At 36.8% G+C, this 16,515-nt stretch carries 14 protein-coding genes; 4 read left to right on the forward strand and 10 right to left on the reverse strand.

All coding sequences use genetic code 11. The features are described 5' to 3' along the window. Positions 1 to 16: 16 nt before the first annotated feature. Positions 17 to 571 carry a helix-turn-helix domain-containing protein gene (locus NYE73_RS15645; RefSeq protein WP_054549190.1) on the reverse strand — a complete coding sequence of 185 codons (555 nt, stop codon included), beginning with the start codon at positions 569 to 571 and terminating at the stop codon, positions 17 to 19. Positions 572 to 684: 113 nt separating this feature from the next. Here NYE73_RS15645 and NYE73_RS15650 point away from each other — a divergent pair, with 113 nt between their 5' ends. Then, a complete protein-coding gene (locus NYE73_RS15650; RefSeq protein WP_103118395.1) occupies positions 685 to 1,272 on the forward strand; it encodes a LysE family transporter in 588 nt (195 codons plus the stop codon). A gap of 41 nt (positions 1,273 to 1,313) precedes the next feature. On the opposite strand, the gene NYE73_RS15655 is transcribed toward NYE73_RS15650, so the two are convergent. The 6 genes from NYE73_RS15655 to NYE73_RS15680 all read right to left on the reverse strand — a co-directional run bounded on the left by NYE73_RS15655 (position 1,314) and on the right by NYE73_RS15680 (position 5,768). Then, entirely contained in the window at positions 1,314 to 1,436 is a 123-nt protein-coding gene (locus NYE73_RS15655) for a hypothetical protein (RefSeq protein ID WP_004231260.1), read from the reverse strand. A gap of 318 nt (positions 1,437 to 1,754) precedes the next feature. Beyond that, entirely contained in the window at positions 1,755 to 2,750 is a 996-nt protein-coding gene (gene bioB / locus NYE73_RS15660; RefSeq protein WP_112118343.1) for a biotin synthase BioB, read from the reverse strand. Beyond that, entirely contained in the window at positions 2,747 to 3,340 is a 594-nt protein-coding gene (locus tag NYE73_RS15665; protein ID WP_259950828.1) for a biotin transporter BioY, read from the reverse strand. The genes bioB and NYE73_RS15665 overlap by 4 nt, the downstream gene beginning before the upstream one ends. Next, entirely contained in the window at positions 3,333 to 4,709 is a 1,377-nt protein-coding gene (bioA, locus tag NYE73_RS15670; protein ID WP_259950829.1) for an adenosylmethionine--8-amino-7-oxononanoate transaminase, read from the reverse strand. Before bioA ends, NYE73_RS15665 begins: the two co-directional genes overlap by 8 nt. After that, positions 4,690 to 5,394, reverse strand: a complete 705-nt coding sequence (bioD, locus tag NYE73_RS15675; RefSeq protein WP_259950830.1) for a dethiobiotin synthase — start codon at positions 5,392 to 5,394, stop codon at positions 4,690 to 4,692. The genes bioA and bioD overlap by 20 nt, the downstream gene beginning before the upstream one ends. Positions 5,395 to 5,585: 191 nt before the next feature. Further along, positions 5,586 to 5,768, reverse strand: coding sequence for a DUF4177 domain-containing protein (locus NYE73_RS15680; RefSeq protein WP_048392326.1), 183 nt, complete (start codon positions 5,766 to 5,768; stop codon positions 5,586 to 5,588). Between the two features lie 139 nt (positions 5,769 to 5,907). On the opposite strand from NYE73_RS15680, the gene NYE73_RS15685 reads away from it, so the two are divergent. Together NYE73_RS15685 and NYE73_RS15690 are read left to right on the forward strand one after the other, a co-directional pair. Beyond that, positions 5,908 to 6,372 carry a hypothetical protein gene (locus NYE73_RS15685; protein ID WP_112118338.1) on the forward strand — a complete coding sequence of 155 codons (465 nt, stop codon included), beginning with the start codon at positions 5,908 to 5,910 and terminating at the stop codon, positions 6,370 to 6,372. Positions 6,373 to 6,549: 177 nt separating this feature from the next. Further along, positions 6,550 to 7,251, forward strand: a complete 702-nt coding sequence (locus tag NYE73_RS15690; RefSeq protein WP_048392324.1) for a response regulator transcription factor — start codon at positions 6,550 to 6,552, stop codon at positions 7,249 to 7,251. A gap of 21 nt (positions 7,252 to 7,272) precedes the next feature. Here the strand turns inward: NYE73_RS15690 and NYE73_RS15695 are convergent, their stop codons facing one another. The 3 genes from NYE73_RS15695 to NYE73_RS15705 all read right to left on the reverse strand — a co-directional run bounded on the left by NYE73_RS15695 (position 7,273) and on the right by NYE73_RS15705 (position 15,335). Continuing rightward, positions 7,273 to 12,411: an ATP-binding protein gene (locus NYE73_RS15695; protein WP_259950831.1), complete on the reverse strand. Its 5,139-nt coding sequence runs from the start codon at positions 12,409 to 12,411 to the stop codon at positions 7,273 to 7,275. An 888-nt stretch (positions 12,412 to 13,299) separates the two neighbouring features. Beyond that, on the reverse strand, positions 13,300 to 14,343 hold the full coding sequence (locus NYE73_RS15700) for a beta-carotene 15,15'-monooxygenase (protein ID WP_259950832.1): 1,044 nt from the start codon (positions 14,341 to 14,343) through the stop codon (positions 13,300 to 13,302). A 98-nt stretch (positions 14,344 to 14,441) separates the two neighbouring features. Beyond that, a complete protein-coding gene (locus NYE73_RS15705; protein WP_259950833.1) occupies positions 14,442 to 15,335 on the reverse strand; it encodes an AraC family transcriptional regulator in 894 nt (297 codons plus the stop codon). 106 nt (positions 15,336 to 15,441) lie between these two features. Here NYE73_RS15705 and NYE73_RS15710 point away from each other — a divergent pair, with 106 nt between their 5' ends. Beyond that, positions 15,442 to 16,359, forward strand: a complete 918-nt coding sequence (locus tag NYE73_RS15710; RefSeq protein ID WP_103118402.1) for a DMT family transporter — start codon at positions 15,442 to 15,444, stop codon at positions 16,357 to 16,359. Positions 16,360 to 16,515: the final 156 nt, after the last annotated feature.

The following is a 16,515-nucleotide window of genomic DNA, read 5'->3' on the forward strand; positions in this document are numbered from 1 at the left end:
AGCGTTTATACGTTTTTTAATGTGGATAGTAAATAGTCATACTAAGTCGTGTTACTGTACTACCTGGATTGCTGTATGTGTGTGGACGGTCAGCCTTAAATCGTATGGCATCACCACTTGTTAATCGATAATCCTGCCCCTGTATATGGATGATTAATTCCCCATCAAAAACGGTTATATATTCCTCCGTTCCTTCTCGATGAGCCTCAGCATCTAACGTTCCATTTTCTTTGATTTCAATTGTATATATTTCAAAACGACTATCCTTTTGATAGGGGAAATGAGGATAAACCATATATCGGCCATGATCTTCCTTCAATACTTGAATTTCTTTACCGCGAATAACCTCCGTCTCAGGTTGGGGAGGATGAATAAGCTCTGTAAACGAAACCTTTAATCCATTTGCAATTTTCCAAATTGTTGTCAAAGTTGGACTGGATTCTCCCCTCTCAATTTGACCAATCATCGTTTTACTCACGCCACTAAGCTGAGAAACTTTCTCTAAGCTTAATTTCTCCCTTTCTCGAATTGCCTTTAAATTTCTCGCAAAGACGAGATGAATTTCTTCCATCCAAAAGCCCTCCTTGCATGTACAATATAACGCACGTTTTGTATAATAAAAAGACCGACGTTATACAGTCTATTTCGTGCATTATATCATACAACTTGAAAGAAGGGATTGTTTTGCCTGTATTTTCCTTTTTATTATTTATCATCATTACAAGCTTTACACCTGGCCCTAATAATTTTATGGCGATGGTTTTTGCTAAACAATATGGCTTAGCGAAAACGATTCCATTCTGTTTAGGTGTAGGGATTGGTTTTTTCATCATTATTGGTCTTAGTAGCTTTTTTAACACGATCATGTTAAACATTTTACCTGCCATTGAATTACCCCTAACCATATTTGGTGTAGGCTATATGTTGTACCTGGCTTATAAAATTTTAACAAGCAAAGAAATAGAGGATCACGACAACGAAGAAAAAAAACGAAACCTATTTTTTTTAGGAGCGTTCGTTCAATTTATTAACCCAAAAGGTATTTTATTTGGTCTTACTGTTGTCGCAACTTACATCCTACCCTACTACTCATCCTACATAAGCTATCTACTCTTCTCGTTCTTTTTAGCGCTAATAGGGGTAATCAGTACATTTAGTTGGGCATTATGTGGCTCCGTTTTTCAAAAAGCACTACAGCAATACCGAAAACCATTTAACATGATTATGGCACTATTATTAATGTACAGTGCTGTTTCCATTGTTGTACATTAAAAAACAGCCCTCTGTCGGTAGAGGGCTGCTTTATCAGCAACTCATTTTGTATACGTTAAAACGGCATTTTTCTTGAATTTTGCTAAAGCTTCTGTTGCCTCATTTTTGCTCGCGTACTCAAAAATTCGAACGTCCTTTTTATCAAAAACTGTAATAACCCACATGTGAAAAGCTCCCTTCACTCATTATTTTTGTAATATAACAACCACCAAAATTTGTGATATGACTTATCAACTGTTTTATAACAATTCCTTACTTGATTCTTATTTTACGCTGATTTTTTTAAAAAGAAAGCTTTATGTGAAGGTCTTCACAAACTGTTCAATTTCAAAACGCTTTCATTGAACAATTTGTGAAAACCTTGATTTTATAGGTATATCCACTGCCAGTGATGTCAGGTCTATCCGTCTCTTTTCACTACAACCAAAAAACCGTACAATAGTACGGTTTTTGCTGTAGTAGTAGATTTACATGTCATAAGTTTAACAAAATACTTCTTCTTGTTTATGTGTTAATTCTATTTCGAAGCCCAAATCCTCCAGCATGCGATAATCGCTATTCGCTTCCTGTCCTGCTGTTGTTAAATAATCCCCAACAAAAATACTATTAGCTGCATAGAGACCAAGTGGCTGAAGTGAGCCCAAATTGATTTCACGACCACCCGAAATACGGATTTCCTTTGTCGGATTGATGTAGCGGAATAAAGCTAAAACCTTTAAACAATAACGGGGATTTAAATCCTTAGTCCCTTCTAGCTTTGTGCCATCAATTGCATTTAAAAAGTTTACAGGAATAGAATCAGCGTCCAATTGATGGAGGGCGCGTGCAATATTGACGACATCCTCTTTTGTTTCCTTCATCCCAATAATGGCACCCGAGCAAGGTGAAATTCCATGCTTTTTCACAATCTCTACCGTATTGACACGATCCTCATATGTATGTGAGGTCGTGATGAAGGAATGATGACGTTCCGATGTATTTAAATTATGATTGTAGCGATCCACCCCCGCTTCCTTTAGTTGCTGTGCCTGTTCTTCTTTTAGTAAGCCAAGACAGGCACAAACCTTCAAGCCATACTTTTCTTTTATTTCAGCAACCGCCTCACTCACGACATTGACATCCTTACGTGTTGGCCCACGACCACTGGCTACAATACAATACGTCCCAATCTTATTGTCAAACGCTCGTTTTGCACCTGCTAAAATTTCCTCTTTTGTAATAAATGGATATTTCTCAATAGGAGCCGTTGATTTAGAGGACTGGGAGCAATAGCCACAATCCTCGGGGCAATATCCGCTTTTGGCGTTCATAATCATATTCAATTTAACTTTTTTACCATAATAATGACGACGAATCGTAAAAGCACCATCCATAAGCTGTAATAGCGCATCATCCTCACTATTTAATATGGCAAGTGCCTCTTCATTGCTAATGATCTTTCCAGCAATAACTTCTTGTGCTAATTGGTAATAATTCATATTACATTCTCCCCCTCTACGTGTGAAAATTTCACATTTCTTGCTGACTGAAATACTTTATACAAGCGCTCAGCTAATAGCGCTGATGTAATAGCTAAGCAAAAATCAGCGACAATACTACTTAAAAAGCCGACAACAAACACATGTGACCAGCTTGACTTCATGTCTAACCAGAAATTCAATGCTACATACAAATAAGGAACAGCCACAGCATAAATAATAACCAGCCCAATAATGGTTGCTGCAATAAAATGCTTTTTCGTCGGCGTCTCAATCCTTTCAATAATGAACCCAATCACATAGGCGGCTAGGGCAAAGCCAATCAGATAACCAAAAGTTGGCTGTAAGACATATGTGATACCACCACCCTGTGTAAAAACAGGTAAGCCTACTAAGCCCACGCTGACATAGACAAGTTGACTATAAAAACCATTCCGACTACCCAATAAACAGCCTGCTAAAAATACAAAAACAATCTGTAATGTAAACGGTACGACAGGCAATGGAATTTTAACAAAAGCTCCGATTGCTGTTAGAGCAGCAAACATGGCAATCATGACTAGCGCTAATGTTTGTTGTCGCTTACCCACCCTTAGCCCTCCTGTCCTGGAAAAATTGTTCGATTGTCTCTTTCGTTGTATGAATCATAAATGACATTTCCTCTTCAGAAATAATATAAGGTGGCATAAAATACAGAACATTGCCGAGCGGTCTGATGAGTAAGCCTTTCGTTAAAGCCCGTTGATAAATTTGATAGCCGATACGCTCCTCACTGGCGAACGCTTCCTTTGTCCGCCGGTCCTTTACTAGTTCAATTGCTCCCACTAAACCAACTTGTCGGTATTCACCCACATAAGGCATATCACAAAAAGCTTCCATGGCTAACGCTCGCATGTATTGTCCCTTGTGCTGAATCATCTCCATCACTTGTTCCTCTTGAAACATCGTTAATACTTCCAGTGCCACACGACAGGCCAATGTATTGCCTGAATAGCTATGCGAATGTAAAAAAGCCTTCATTGTTCCGTAATCATCATAAAAAGCGTCATAGATTTGCTCCGTCGTTAAGACAACTGATAAAGGTAAATAACCACCTGTTAGCCCCTTTGATAAACACATAAAATCTGGCATGATGTCCGCTTGTTGACAGGCAAATAATGTACCGGTCCGACCAAAACCTACAGCAATTTCATCTGCAATGAAATGCACATCATAATGTGAGCACAACGCCCGTAAGCGCTGTAAATAGACAGGTGGGTACATTTTCATACCTGCTGCAGCCTGAATTAATGGTTCAATAATAACTGCCGTGATTTCCTCATGATGCGCTTGAAGTTGTTCCTCAACAAATTGACTACATGGTGCATTACAGCTTGCTGGATCTTCCTGAAATGGACAGCGGAAGCAATCTGGCCCTTTAGCACGAACAGTATCTAATAACAGTGGCTGGTAAACTTCATTGTAAAGCCCTACCCCTCCTATGGATAAAGCACCAATAGTTTCTCCATGATAGGCATCCGTCAAGGCGAGAAAGCGCTTTTTTGCTGGTTTCCCCGTCTGCATATGGTATTGAAAGCTCATTTTCAGTGCAACTTCAATAGCAGATGAGCCATTATCGGCAAAAAAGACTTTATGTAATCCCTGTGGTGCTAATGCGGTTAATTTTTCAGCCAATTGTATGGCTGGTTCATGTGTAAAATTAGCAAAAATCGTATGCTCTAATGTAAATGCTTGCTCACTTAAAGCTTTGCTAATACGCGGATTGGCATGTCCAAATAAATTAACCCACCAAGAAGATACAGCATCCAAATAACGCTGATCATGTTCGTCATAAAGCCACACACCTTGCCCCTTTTTTATGACGATGGGTGGAAATGCCTCATAGTCCTTCATTTGTGAGCATGGATGCCAAACATGACGTAAATCTCTTAGCTGTAAATCAGTTAATGCTTGTTTCATAGTTAAAAAGCCTTTCAAACAGTGTTGTGTGCGTCATGGCATAATCCATTAGCTGTGACAAATTTTGTAGCTTTGGAATAATCGCATAGGGCAAGGGATGGTACTGTAAAATCGTTTGTATATTATCTTGCTCCATACTGCTACCTGTGTTCCCATTAAACACTATGCCAAGAACGTCAACTTCACGAGAGCGCAATGCCTCTATTGTTAATAATGTGTGATTGATCGTCCCTAGGGATGTCCTTGTAACAAGCACTACTGGCAGCTTGCTACTGACGATGACATCAAGCAGCGTCATCCCATGGGGAGCAGTAAAAGGAACAAAAAGCCCACCCGCTCCTTCACATATCACAACATCATAGGACGCTTGTAATAATTGAATCCGCAATAATAGCTCATTGACATCAATTTGCTGCCCCTCCAGTTGCGCAGCAAAATGTGGCGATGCAGCTTCTCTAAATGAATAGCTATTGAGATGCTCTTGTTGAAGCTTTTGTAAGGAATACTTTTCATACATGGCTGTATCATGATAATAGCCACGACCGTTTTCGTATACCTCTCCTGTTTGCACAGGCTTGTATGGTGAAACTTTCAAGCCTTGTTTTTGTAAATGACACATCAACATGGTGGTGACAATTGTTTTCCCAACATCCGTATCTGTACCGACAACCCAAAAATGTTGCATTGTTAACCTCCCTCTTTTAAGTTAACCATTAACAATATTTAAGTTAACACATATATTTTTGTTTTGTAAATGCTATTTCTATATTTTTCTGAATACACTATTTTTGTTAATAAAAACAGCAAATTTTGTATTAAAATAAGAAAACGCTAAACTCCCACCATTTATGGCAAGAATCTAGCGTTCATTGATAGTCATGATAATAATCTCTCAAAAATGATTTCATAGTCTGTTGGTTTCCCATGACCATTATAAGCAATCGGCAATACTTGCACTAAACGCCAACCTTGCTTCGCGTATTCTTCGATTGTTTTCCGATAGGTAGATTCCTGAAAAAAGCTACCTAAATGTGTTTGTACAAATTTATACTCATACATTGACTCACCCCCTGTAAATCTTTACGTAACTACGGAGTCAGGGTTTCAATAATTAGCAGGTTCTCGCTTTTGAATATTATGATTATTTTAAAGGATTTTAATCTTCACTCGTAGTATTAAACTACATGGGGGTGGTAGTATGTTTGGCATTTTTAAAGAACCAGCGAAGATCATCGATACATATGAACAAGTGCATTCAATTTTAAAATCATTACTTACCTATGAACTAAAAGAATTACCTAATCGTTATGAATTTTGGTATCGTGTGGCCATCCGTCAAGAGGAGTATCGGACATTACAAGCAGAGCATCGGGCAAAAATCTCAATGACTTCTGCCGTAGGACGTTTTCATCAAACACAATATGAAGTGATGACACAGAAATTAGCAAAGTTTGAACGCTTATCCGATATTTATAAACTATTTTGTATTGAAGAAGAACGAGAGCTATTAAACCATCGTCTCTCTTTTCATCAAGAAACGATTGCTGCCATCTATGACCATGTTCAACATAAAGAGCTTTATACGTACAGTGATAGTGTTCAACAGCAATTTTGGGAGGCCATCCGTGATGATCTACTCCGAGCTATCGCACACTTAGATTAATTTTTTAGAGACTTCATTTCTAATGGGAAATAGAAGTCTTTATTTATTTTTAGTAAACTCGCATGATTATTTTGACTAAGGTTATGAGGGATTCTAAAATCATTCGAGTCCTAAGTCTTCTAATTCCCAACCTAGACAAAAGTTGGTATATTTGAAATAGGAAGGTGATTAATAGATATGTCGAACGAGAAAATTTTAATAGTGGAAGATGATATAGATATTATGGAGGTTTTATCGCTCACGCTAGCTAATGCTAACTATAATGTATTAAAGGCATCATCTCTATCCAGTGGCTGGCATCTCGCTGTCACGCAACAACCAGATTTAATCTTGTTAGATGTTAATTTACCAGATGGTACAGGCTTCGAGTTAGCCAAAAGAATCCGTGATGTATCGGATGTCATTATCATTTTTGTGACCGTCAATCATCTAATTGAACAGAAACTTGAGGGCTTTGAGGTGGGGGCAGATGATTATATGACAAAGCCATTTATTCCAAAAGAATTATTGGCCCGTATCCAAGCAAATTTAAAAAGAAGAAACCCAACAAAGAAAAGTAATATTGTACATATAGATAATTTGTCCATACATTTAGATGAGAAAAATGTTTATAAGGATGGACAGCTTTTAAATTTATTTACGAAGGAGAAGCTACTCCTCTTTTTTCTAATTGAGCATGCGAATCAAGTGATTAGTGTCGATCAACTCATTGATCATGTGTGGGGCTATGACGGTGTCACTGATTTGAAAACCGTATCTGTCCATATTAGTACGCTTCGTCGTAAAATTGAAGATATCCCCTCAAAGCCGAAATGGATTCAAACAGTGAGAGGTTTTGGCTACCAATTCGTTTATAAAAAAGAGAGTGGTGAGAAGTAAGAAAACACTCACCACCCCTTTTTAATTTTTTGCCAATACCTTAACTAGTGGTAATGTAAAGCTAAATATGCTTCCTTCATTTTCAAGACTTTCAACAAAAATCTCACCATTATGCTGGCGAACAATTTGTTTACAGATAGCTAAGCCAATGCCATGCGAATGTGCTTCATGAGTGTTAGTTGCTCGATAATAGCTATCAAAAATAAAGGGAAGATCACTCTCAGCAATACCAATGCCACTATCTGCAATCGAACAAAACAAGTGCTTGTCCTCTACATGGAAAGACAATTGAATACCACCATTTGATGTATATTTCATTGCATTGGTCATGATATTTTCAATCACTTGATTGATTCGCGTTTTATCAATCAGTAGCTGAGCTTCTTCATGACCGTAAAAGTGAGCACTGAATGTTAATCCTGATTGTTTTACTTCATCCTCATAACGGGTTGCCATTTGTAAAAATAATTCCTTTGCCTTTACCTCTGTAAAAGAAAATTCTGCTCTACCAGCTTCTAGATTTGCTAAATCAAACAAATCTTGAATTAAGTTATTTAATGATAATAGCCTTTCTTTACTTCGTATTAAATATTTCTTTCTGGCTACTGCGTCATCAATCACGCCCTCTAGCATAAGTTCTATATACCCTAATGTAGAGGTTAACGGGGAGCGTAATTCATGGGAAATACTATGCAAGAGTTTTTTACGTTCCAGTTCATTTTTTTCTAAACGTTCATTCATTTTTATCAAATGCCGATTCGTCTCATCTAGCTCCCTAGTACGCAACTGAACACGTTTTTCTAAATCTCCATATATTTTCGCATTTTCAAAAGAAACGGCAATTTGAGCCGCAATTACTTTCAATAGCTGAACATGAGATGGATGGAAGGCATTCGTCATTAAAGTATTCTCAAAATACAATATCGAAATAATTTCATTTTGATGGATAATCGGTAGGCAAAGAATAGATTTAGCCGTCGAATAGGAGAAAAGAGGATGCTGTGTTATTTGTGTATTGTCGATAATCACATGCTCTTTACTATTAAGAACATAGCGTATTATCGATTGCATATTCGCATTAAAATTCTCCATACTTTGTTGATCATACATCGTAAATGTTTTTTCCGCAGCTTCCGCCTTTGCTAACACCAATAATTCCTGCTGCTGTTTATGAATGAAATAGCCACTATCTGCCCCCACATGCTTTAACAGTGAAAACAATATTTTATGCAGTAAATCTTCCATACGAATAGCTGTTGCAAATGATTGAGTCGTCTCAAAAACCGTCATCATATCAAACGTGAGTGATTCTCTACTGTGATTCTCCAGTTTGCGATGCACTTGATATTCTCTTGCCCATCTTCTAGCAACTGTTTCTGCTCCCCACGTTTCAATACTTTGAATACCATTCAATATATAATGCCTTGCCGTTTTCTTTTGCTGTTTTGCGAGATAATAGTTTGCAGCTCGTTCATATGCTAATGCTGTATCCTGGACAAAACCATTCATACTTGCTAATCGTATTGCTCGGTCATAATAGAGTTCTGCCTCACTGTCGTTATTGTGTAAACGGTAATTCTCTGCCATTAATAAAGCATAGAGATGCTCATAATTTTCTGAAGAATAAACAGCCCATTTCTTAAATTTCTTGAGGCTTTGACGTATATCCGTTAAAAATAACCTCTTCTCCTGTACCTGACAATTTTGACTATGCAGAAAGTGAAATTGCCACATGGCCCGATAAAAATAATAGACCGTGGTGATTGGTAATGTATAAGTGTCCTTACTTAGCTTCTTTAATTCCACCAGAATCGCTTTCCCTTGTATTTCATCCGCTAATAAAAAGGACATTTGTAAACGCACAGTATAATGCATGATTTTAATAGCAGGCTGATCCTGTATTGTGATGGGACAAGCCCAATATACAGGATGATGTGGAGACCGGAGGATATTCATCCATCTCCCCATTTCTGCTAAAAAGTCAATCGAAAGGGTACTTGCATGAATAGAAAATTCCTCTTGTTGTCGTTTAATTTCTTGTTGCAAATCCTCTAGGGTAACAACACCCTGAATAAGTCGTATGGTGACAATAAAACATGATGCTGAGGATACTAAATGATATAAGCCAAGCTCTTGGCTTTTTGCTTGAGCCTCATTAATATATTGAATACTGGTTTCATAGGGCTCTGTCCAATGACTGATAAACACGCCATACACATAATAAGTATGGCCCTTGATATATATGCTTTCTTGGTTATCCGCAACGATGATGGCAAGTTTGCCAAAGCGAGTGGCTTCTTTTATATTGGCAAAACCTGCATTTAAAAGCATAGCATAGTTAATCAATACCATGCCGCTTTTCGATGTAGCGCCATACTTCAACTGTAAACGCAGCCCTTTCATTAAAAGAATGCCTGTTAAGTTAGGATTTAATAGGAAAGCACTTGCCGTCATGTTAATAATTAAATGAATCAAAATATCAATTTCTTTACTATTCGTTGGCGGATGCTGCAACAAGTCTTGGTCAGACATATGTCGCAATGCCCATTTCAACAATAGATACTCTTTTAGAAGCTGTGACTTTTTAGGATATGCTGAAATTTTAAGATTCGCAACTTGAAAACCTGCCAAGCCTGCTTCTAGACCAATAGTAGGGTTATCGGACTCAATGTATAATACCGTTTTCAAATTGTTAATCATCAGTTTTTCTAATTTTGTCTCTGCATGTTGCAAAGCTTCTGTTAAATGCATTTCCGATTGTTCGTAGTGGCCTGTTAAATATTCACATTCACCTAAATTCGCATATAATTTAACCGACTGTTCTCTCCTAGTCTCCCAATGATCAGGCGCCAATAGTTCTTTACTAGTTGTAAAAAATTTTAGTGCATTATCAAAGAGCCCTATTCTTTTAGCCTCAATACCGAGTTGATAATTCCAGATAGCCAGCTTTTGCTTTTCTTTCCCAGTCAATAAGTGGCGACTGTAATTGAAATGCATGACGATTTCGCTTAATCGATCATGATCTGCAGCCATTTGAGAGTCATCTGTTAAAAGCTGACCAATTTGATAATGGTATTTAGCACGCAATTGCCCTGATAAGTCTTGGTAAGCTACTTGTTGAATACGATCGTGAACAAATTGGAATTTGGTAGAAAATGTATGTAAAATCCCTTCATGCTCTAACGTACTTGCCCATTTATAATGGGCATCTAACGGAATAATAAAGCCATTCTCAACAAGTGTTTCCAGGCGTTTTAATAACGCTTGAGCTGATAAGGACACGAGCTTTAAGACATCTGTAAATTCAAAGCGCTGACCAAAACATGCAACTATGCGTAAAATCTCATGGGCTTCTGTTGTTAAATTAGCCATTCTAGTTTCAATAAAGACAAGTAGCTCGTTGTTCAATCGGGATAAATTAAATTTCTTACGATTAAACTCCCATTCTTTTGTTGTTGCATTAAAATAAATTGTGTTATCTTGCTGAAGTGATCGAAACGCCTCTTTCACAAATAACGGATTCCCTTTGGTCAAATTAAATAATTGCTTGGCAATTATCTGTATGGTATGAGGCTTTGCCTGGAAAGATGCCTCCAACCATTGTTGAACATGTTGTTCCTGAAGCAAGGGTAAATGGATATGATGACCGCTCGAAAAACTAGAAGTTCTTTGCTGATTTTCCTCCTCTGCGCTGTCCTTATTCACTCGGAATGTACCAATCATCATAAAGTATCCTGCTCGGTGTTGCTCAAAAATTTGGGTCATAATTTCAACTGTACTTTGATTGGCCCAATGCAAATCATCTACAAACCATATAACTGGTTTCTTCTGCATAGCAAATGTTAATAAAATTTTTTGAATCGATATAAACGTATAGGAATGGAGCTGTTTTGTATTTTGGCTAACTTCTTTTTGGAAATGTACTTCCTCCTTCACAAACCATTTAAGTTCAGGTAATAGATGGATAAGTTCATCTGTCACAACTAATTTAATCTCTTGAAATAATTTTTTCCATAAATGGACAGACCTTTCACCTTCCATATAAATAAATTTCAATAAACTCCTTAAAGGATGGATAACAATGGAATAGTCATTTTCTAATTGCAATTGCTCATACTTAGTTGTAATAAAATAGCCTTTTGCGGCCGCTATTTCACCCTTTAATTCTTGAACTAACTTGGACTTTCCATACCCTGCTTGTCCTGATATCGTAACCATCTTTTTGTCACCTTTTGCAACCTGACGAAAAACAGAGGAAAGCTCTGCGAATTGCGATTCTCTCCCATAAAGCTTAGTAGACAGTCCCGTATTCAGATGCAAATCCTGTTCACCAAGCAGGAAATTTTCAAGCGGTTCGTTTACTAAAAGTTTCTGTTGGATTTGTAGCAAATCCTCTCTCAAACCAATGGCACTTTGATAACGATCAGCTGGGTTTTTAGCTAATAGCTTTTCAATCATTTCCCAAAGCAATGAATGATAACGACTGTCTAAACTTACCAATGGTTCTGGTTTTTTTGTGATGATTTCATAAATCAAATCGACGGCATCCTTTGCTTGAAAAGGCAATTGACCGCCCAGTATTTCGTAAAAAATGGTCCCCAGTGCATATAGATCTGTCCGATAGTCTACCTCTAAATGAAGTCTGCCAGTTTGCTCAGGTGCATAATAGGGTAGCTGTTCTAGTCGTTCATAGGGATTTTCAATCACAACTGGAGATTCTACATCATATTTTGTACTAAATTCAGAGCTTAATAGTTTTATTTTTAAAGAATTAGGATTGATTAAGATTTGATTAGGATGTAGGTGTAGATAAAGTAAACCACTTTGTTGCATTTTCATACAAATATTGACAAGGTCAATGGCAATCTGTAGAAATTGATGCAAAGAAATCAAGTTATTACTGAATTGCTTTAAGGGGACTCCATTAAAATTTTCATAGATGATCGCATATTGATCATCTATATAATCAATAGCTATTGGCTTTAATAACCAAGGATTTTGCTCATTCGAAAACAAGGAAAATTCATATTGTAGTTTGGCTCTTGTCTCTGCTGAATTATGATGAACACTTTTTACCAGTACCAGTTTGTTGAACTTCTTCATATACATTCTCTGTAGATGCCAATCTTGACTAGACTGTAAAAGAATGCAATCGTTCATACACAATCCCTCCTCTTCTATGCTAGTTATATATCATCTTTGTAACCGCTTATATTTTTGCCATGCTACCTTTAGATTTATTTGTTTAACTGATTGTCCAGCAAAGCTAAAAACGAGGCCCTCTAACTTCTTTGGTATAATATGATAGACTCTTCGAATGAACAGATAGTGTCTCTATCATAATAGGACAGATATCCTTTACATAAAAAACACCAGTAAAGGAATACTTGCTCGTAGATTTTGATCGACTAGAAAGATGCCGAGGTTTTTGTTTTCGTATCTTTTGTTACTCTTACATTTTCTAACATTACTTGTTCTTTAAGAACACGATTGGATGTACGGGAATAAAAATTTTTGTAATGCTGTCAGAAATGGTATGTTGCTCAATAAGCTTATTATAATATTTCTCCAATAAATGCGCTTCGCCTTTTATTAAAGAAAATTTTGGAACAAGTGATCTGGTGTTTCTACATAATATGTAATCTGCTCATATCGTCTTTCTGTGCTTAATTCTGCTAGTGCAGGCTGGAATTTCCTCATTTCAATCCGTTCACTACATACCAAAGGATGGCTGTTGCTCTGTCATAGACTGTATTTGATTGATCTCTTCGTTATTGGTACTTCCATATAGCCATGTTGAACATTGCGGTTTTGTAATCATGTACTAATTCGTGCTGTTATTACACTTCCCCTTTTATCTCAGGCATACAATTTTCAACCTATCAATCTTTCGCTAAAACAAAGCCCTCCTGTAAATCAATCATTCTCAGTACATTAAAACTATAAAATCCGAAGGTTAAAATTAGTTTAAATAGTATTAAAATCAATCAATAAAAAAATAGTCAATGTTTTGATCACAAAACATTGACTACTACTTTATAAGTAATTTTAATGATGTTGGCTCATTGCCATTCCTTCTACAAGCATTTGTCTAAATTCTTGAACCTGGTCTGCTTTAATGGCTATGTGACTATAGTGCTTCTTGATCCCTAGCATAAACGTTACTTCCACAGGCTGCTTCATTTTCAAAATAAAATGCGGATAGGCCTCACCAAAATCACGTGCTATAAAGTCTATCGTATCTTTTGATAATTTTCCCTCTAACCGCTCCTTGTCTTCGATGATTTCAGCAATATGATCAAAACGAATTTCAGTACGTTTCATTAATCCCAGAGATAAGTACAATGTATCATTTGTGACATAAACAGGGTTTAGGCGAATAGCCTGCATATCCGCAAGAAAGAAGATTACTGAATAAATATTAAAAACAAGCAACACAATGGAAAGTATCATTGACTTTTCATGTAGCCACCAGTGAATACCAATCGTTTCAATAGCAATCCCATGAATAATCATGAGCTGAAAAGCGATATAGCTAGAATTTTTATGCAAAGATAAACCTTGTCGTTCTTGTCTTTTCCAACTCGCGAAACCATAATAAAGCACTAATAAATCAGCACAGATCATCTGAATAACTGGATGCTTGGGTGCATGTTTTTCTACAGCTTTTGAAAATGAAAAGAGATCTGGTAAAGAGCTTCTCCGCACTTCCCCTAGGATTTTTGGCAGGTATCGTACAAGTGTTGCCACTAGGATAATTTCTAATAGAATAATAGACCCTTCAATCGCAAAGCCAGCCCATGTCACTGCCACATAAGGCTGAAGGTGTTCCATAGGAATGATAAAACGTGCAGCAATACAGCCAGCTGCAGCTAATAGGATGGCTTGCTTTAATGAAAATTTACCTTTATAAAGCATAAATAGCACAGGCACCACCACAATACAGTCAATTAATGAGCCCATGACAACACCATTTGTTTCGATAGGTAAAAGGGATGTGCCAAATCCTGTATTATAGAGTGTATAGTTACTCGCTAATACCACTAATAATAAGGCTAGCCAAATATTTTGCTTACTTTTTAAGACCATCATTCACAATGCCCCCTCTCTACTAATAATTTTACTTTATGCCAAATGGTTCATCTTGTATAGAATTTGAGAATAAAAGATGGTCCTATTTCCATTCACGTTCAATTATTTTTCACACTTAAAAACTTCTTACGATAAACATGTGGCGGATAGCCAGTGTATTCTTTAAACTTTTCAATATAATAACTGACGGTACTAAAGCCTGTATTAATAGCTATTTCTGTTATCGATAGCTCATTACCCTTCAATAATTCTATGCTTTTGCGCAGTCGATATTGGCATAAATAGGTAAACGGTGTCATGCCCACTATTTTCTTAAAAAAACGACTACATTCAGCGCGACTTATATACACATGGCTAGCTAAATCTTCTAATGCTATTTTCTGCTGATAATGTGCATGTAAAAAATCTAGCATAGCTTTTGCTCGTTCATGCTGCACAATAGTGGCAGAATCCATTATTTGTTCTGTCAATAAAGATTGGGTTAGCATGGATTCCCAAATAAATAGAAGCTCTCTCCGTACCTTTAACTCAAAAAAAGCGGTTTGCTCTCGCATTAATTCCGCAATCGTTGCTACTTTCTGTGCCAACTCTCCTGTTAGTTTGACATAAGGTATTCGATTTCTTGTAATATACGGTTCTACATATTTTGAGAAAAAGATACTGCCCTCATGCCCCCCCATTAACTTTGGATCTACATTTACACAATAAACGATCGCTTGCTCAATTTGATAAGGCTTTGCTTCATGTAATCCAGAGGCATTAATAAAGAGCCCCTCGCCTTGGTTCAAAACAAAAACGTCGGTCCCCACTCGATACTGAGCACATCCCTTTTTTATAAAAACAAATTGTATTTCTTTATGCCAATGGAGAGGTAGAAAATCCATGCTTTCTAATCGCATAATCGTTTCATACAAGGCAACTGGAAATTCTTTTGTTCCATGCAAGGTTAATTCTTGTAAATCCTTGGCAATTTTAATATGTGTTAACGGCATCTCTAACACCTCAATATATTGATATTTTATTGGATTAAATCGATATTTATTTCCACTTAATCACTTTATAATCATCTTATATTGATAGTTTAGGAGATGTAAACAGATGAATCAAATTATCCAAAATAAACGTACACTGGGCTTTCTACTAGTTATTCTTGGAGCAAGTTTCTGGGGAATCGGAGGGACCGTTGCCCAACGACTATTTCAGCAGGACAATTTAGAGGTCGGCTGGCTTGTTTCTAGTCGTTTACTTTTAGCAGGTCTGTTACTAATAGCTATATATAAAATGACCCATCGGCATGAATCGATTTTCGTCATATGGCGCACAAAGCAAAATGCTTTTAGACAAATTTTATTTAGCCTACTCGGCATGCTTGCTGTCCAATACACCTATATGATGTCAATCGCTATTGGTAATTCAGCTGTAGCCACATTATTGCAATATTTAGCACCACTGTTTATCATGGCTTATTACTTTCTAACGAGGCAAAGTCCATTGACAAAGCAGGATGGTATAGCTGTGTCACTTACACTTGTGGGGACCTTTTTATTATTAACAAACGGTTCTTTTTCAACATTGTCCGTTCCTTTAATGGCTGTGTTATGGGGTATCTTATCTGGTATTTCTGTTGCATTTTATACCATTTATGCCATCCCACTTTTACAGCAATTCCATTCATTACTAGTTGTCGGCTGGTCGATGATCATCGGTGGTATAGTAATGAGTATAGCTCACCCACCATGGGCTATCGATCTATCTGATTGGACGTTTTCAACCATTGCCTATTTTCTCTTTATTGTTATTTTTGGGACAATGCTCGCTTTTTGGTTTTATATTGCTAGCTTGCACTATCTTTCACCAAAGGAGTCAAGCCTACTAGGTAGTCTTGAACCATTAATGGCTGTCATCACAAGTGTTTGGTGGTTAAAGATTGCTTTTGGTGGCTATCAGTTTATTGGTACATTGCTAATTCTTCTTATGATTTTATACCTTACAGTATTTCAGAAAAAGCAAGCTTGAAAACAGAAAATTAAGAGAGTTATGAATTTTAATAGTCAATACCTCCTATTACCGAGATAATAATATATGAATTTATACATAAAATTTACATATTTTATCTATCTTTTCTCCTTATTTGTCTACTATACTGAACATAACAACAGATATAAGGAGGTA

Origin of the sequence: Lysinibacillus sp. FSL K6-0102 (assembly GCF_038003545.1) — a bacterium.
Classification (GTDB): domain Bacteria; phylum Bacillota; class Bacilli; order Bacillales_A; family Planococcaceae; genus Lysinibacillus; species Lysinibacillus capsici.

What these genes read in the sequence shown, in the direction of transcription:
- NYE73_RS15645 (WP_054549190.1), bottom strand. Translation starts at nt 571, where the DNA reads ATGGAAGAAATTCATCTCGTCTTTGCGAGAAATTTAAAGGCAATTCGA.
- NYE73_RS15655 (WP_004231260.1), bottom strand. Translation starts at nt 1,436, where the DNA reads ATGTGGGTTATTACAGTTTTTGATAAAAAGGACGTTCGAATTTTTGAG.
- bioB (WP_112118343.1), bottom strand. Translation starts at nt 2,750, where the DNA reads ATGAATTATTACCAATTAGCACAAGAAGTTATTGCTGGAAAGATCATT.
- bioA (WP_259950829.1), bottom strand. Translation starts at nt 4,709, where the DNA reads ATGAAACAAGCATTAACTGATTTACAGCTAAGAGATTTACGTCATGTT.
- bioD (WP_259950830.1), bottom strand. Translation starts at nt 5,394, where the DNA reads ATGCAACATTTTTGGGTTGTCGGTACAGATACGGATGTTGGGAAAACA.
- NYE73_RS15680 (WP_048392326.1), bottom strand. Translation starts at nt 5,768, where the DNA reads ATGTATGAGTATAAATTTGTACAAACACATTTAGGTAGCTTTTTTCAG.
- NYE73_RS15685 (WP_112118338.1), top strand. Translation starts at nt 5,908, where the DNA reads ATGTTTGGCATTTTTAAAGAACCAGCGAAGATCATCGATACATATGAA.
- NYE73_RS15690 (WP_048392324.1), top strand. Translation starts at nt 6,550, where the DNA reads ATGTCGAACGAGAAAATTTTAATAGTGGAAGATGATATAGATATTATG.
- NYE73_RS15695 (WP_259950831.1), bottom strand. Translation starts at nt 12,411, where the DNA reads ATGAACGATTGCATTCTTTTACAGTCTAGTCAAGATTGGCATCTACAG.
- NYE73_RS15700 (WP_259950832.1), bottom strand. Translation starts at nt 14,343, where the DNA reads ATGATGGTCTTAAAAAGTAAGCAAAATATTTGGCTAGCCTTATTATTA.
- NYE73_RS15705 (WP_259950833.1), bottom strand. Translation starts at nt 15,335, where the DNA reads ATGCCGTTAACACATATTAAAATTGCCAAGGATTTACAAGAATTAACC.
- NYE73_RS15710 (WP_103118402.1), top strand. Translation starts at nt 15,442, where the DNA reads ATGAATCAAATTATCCAAAATAAACGTACACTGGGCTTTCTACTAGTT.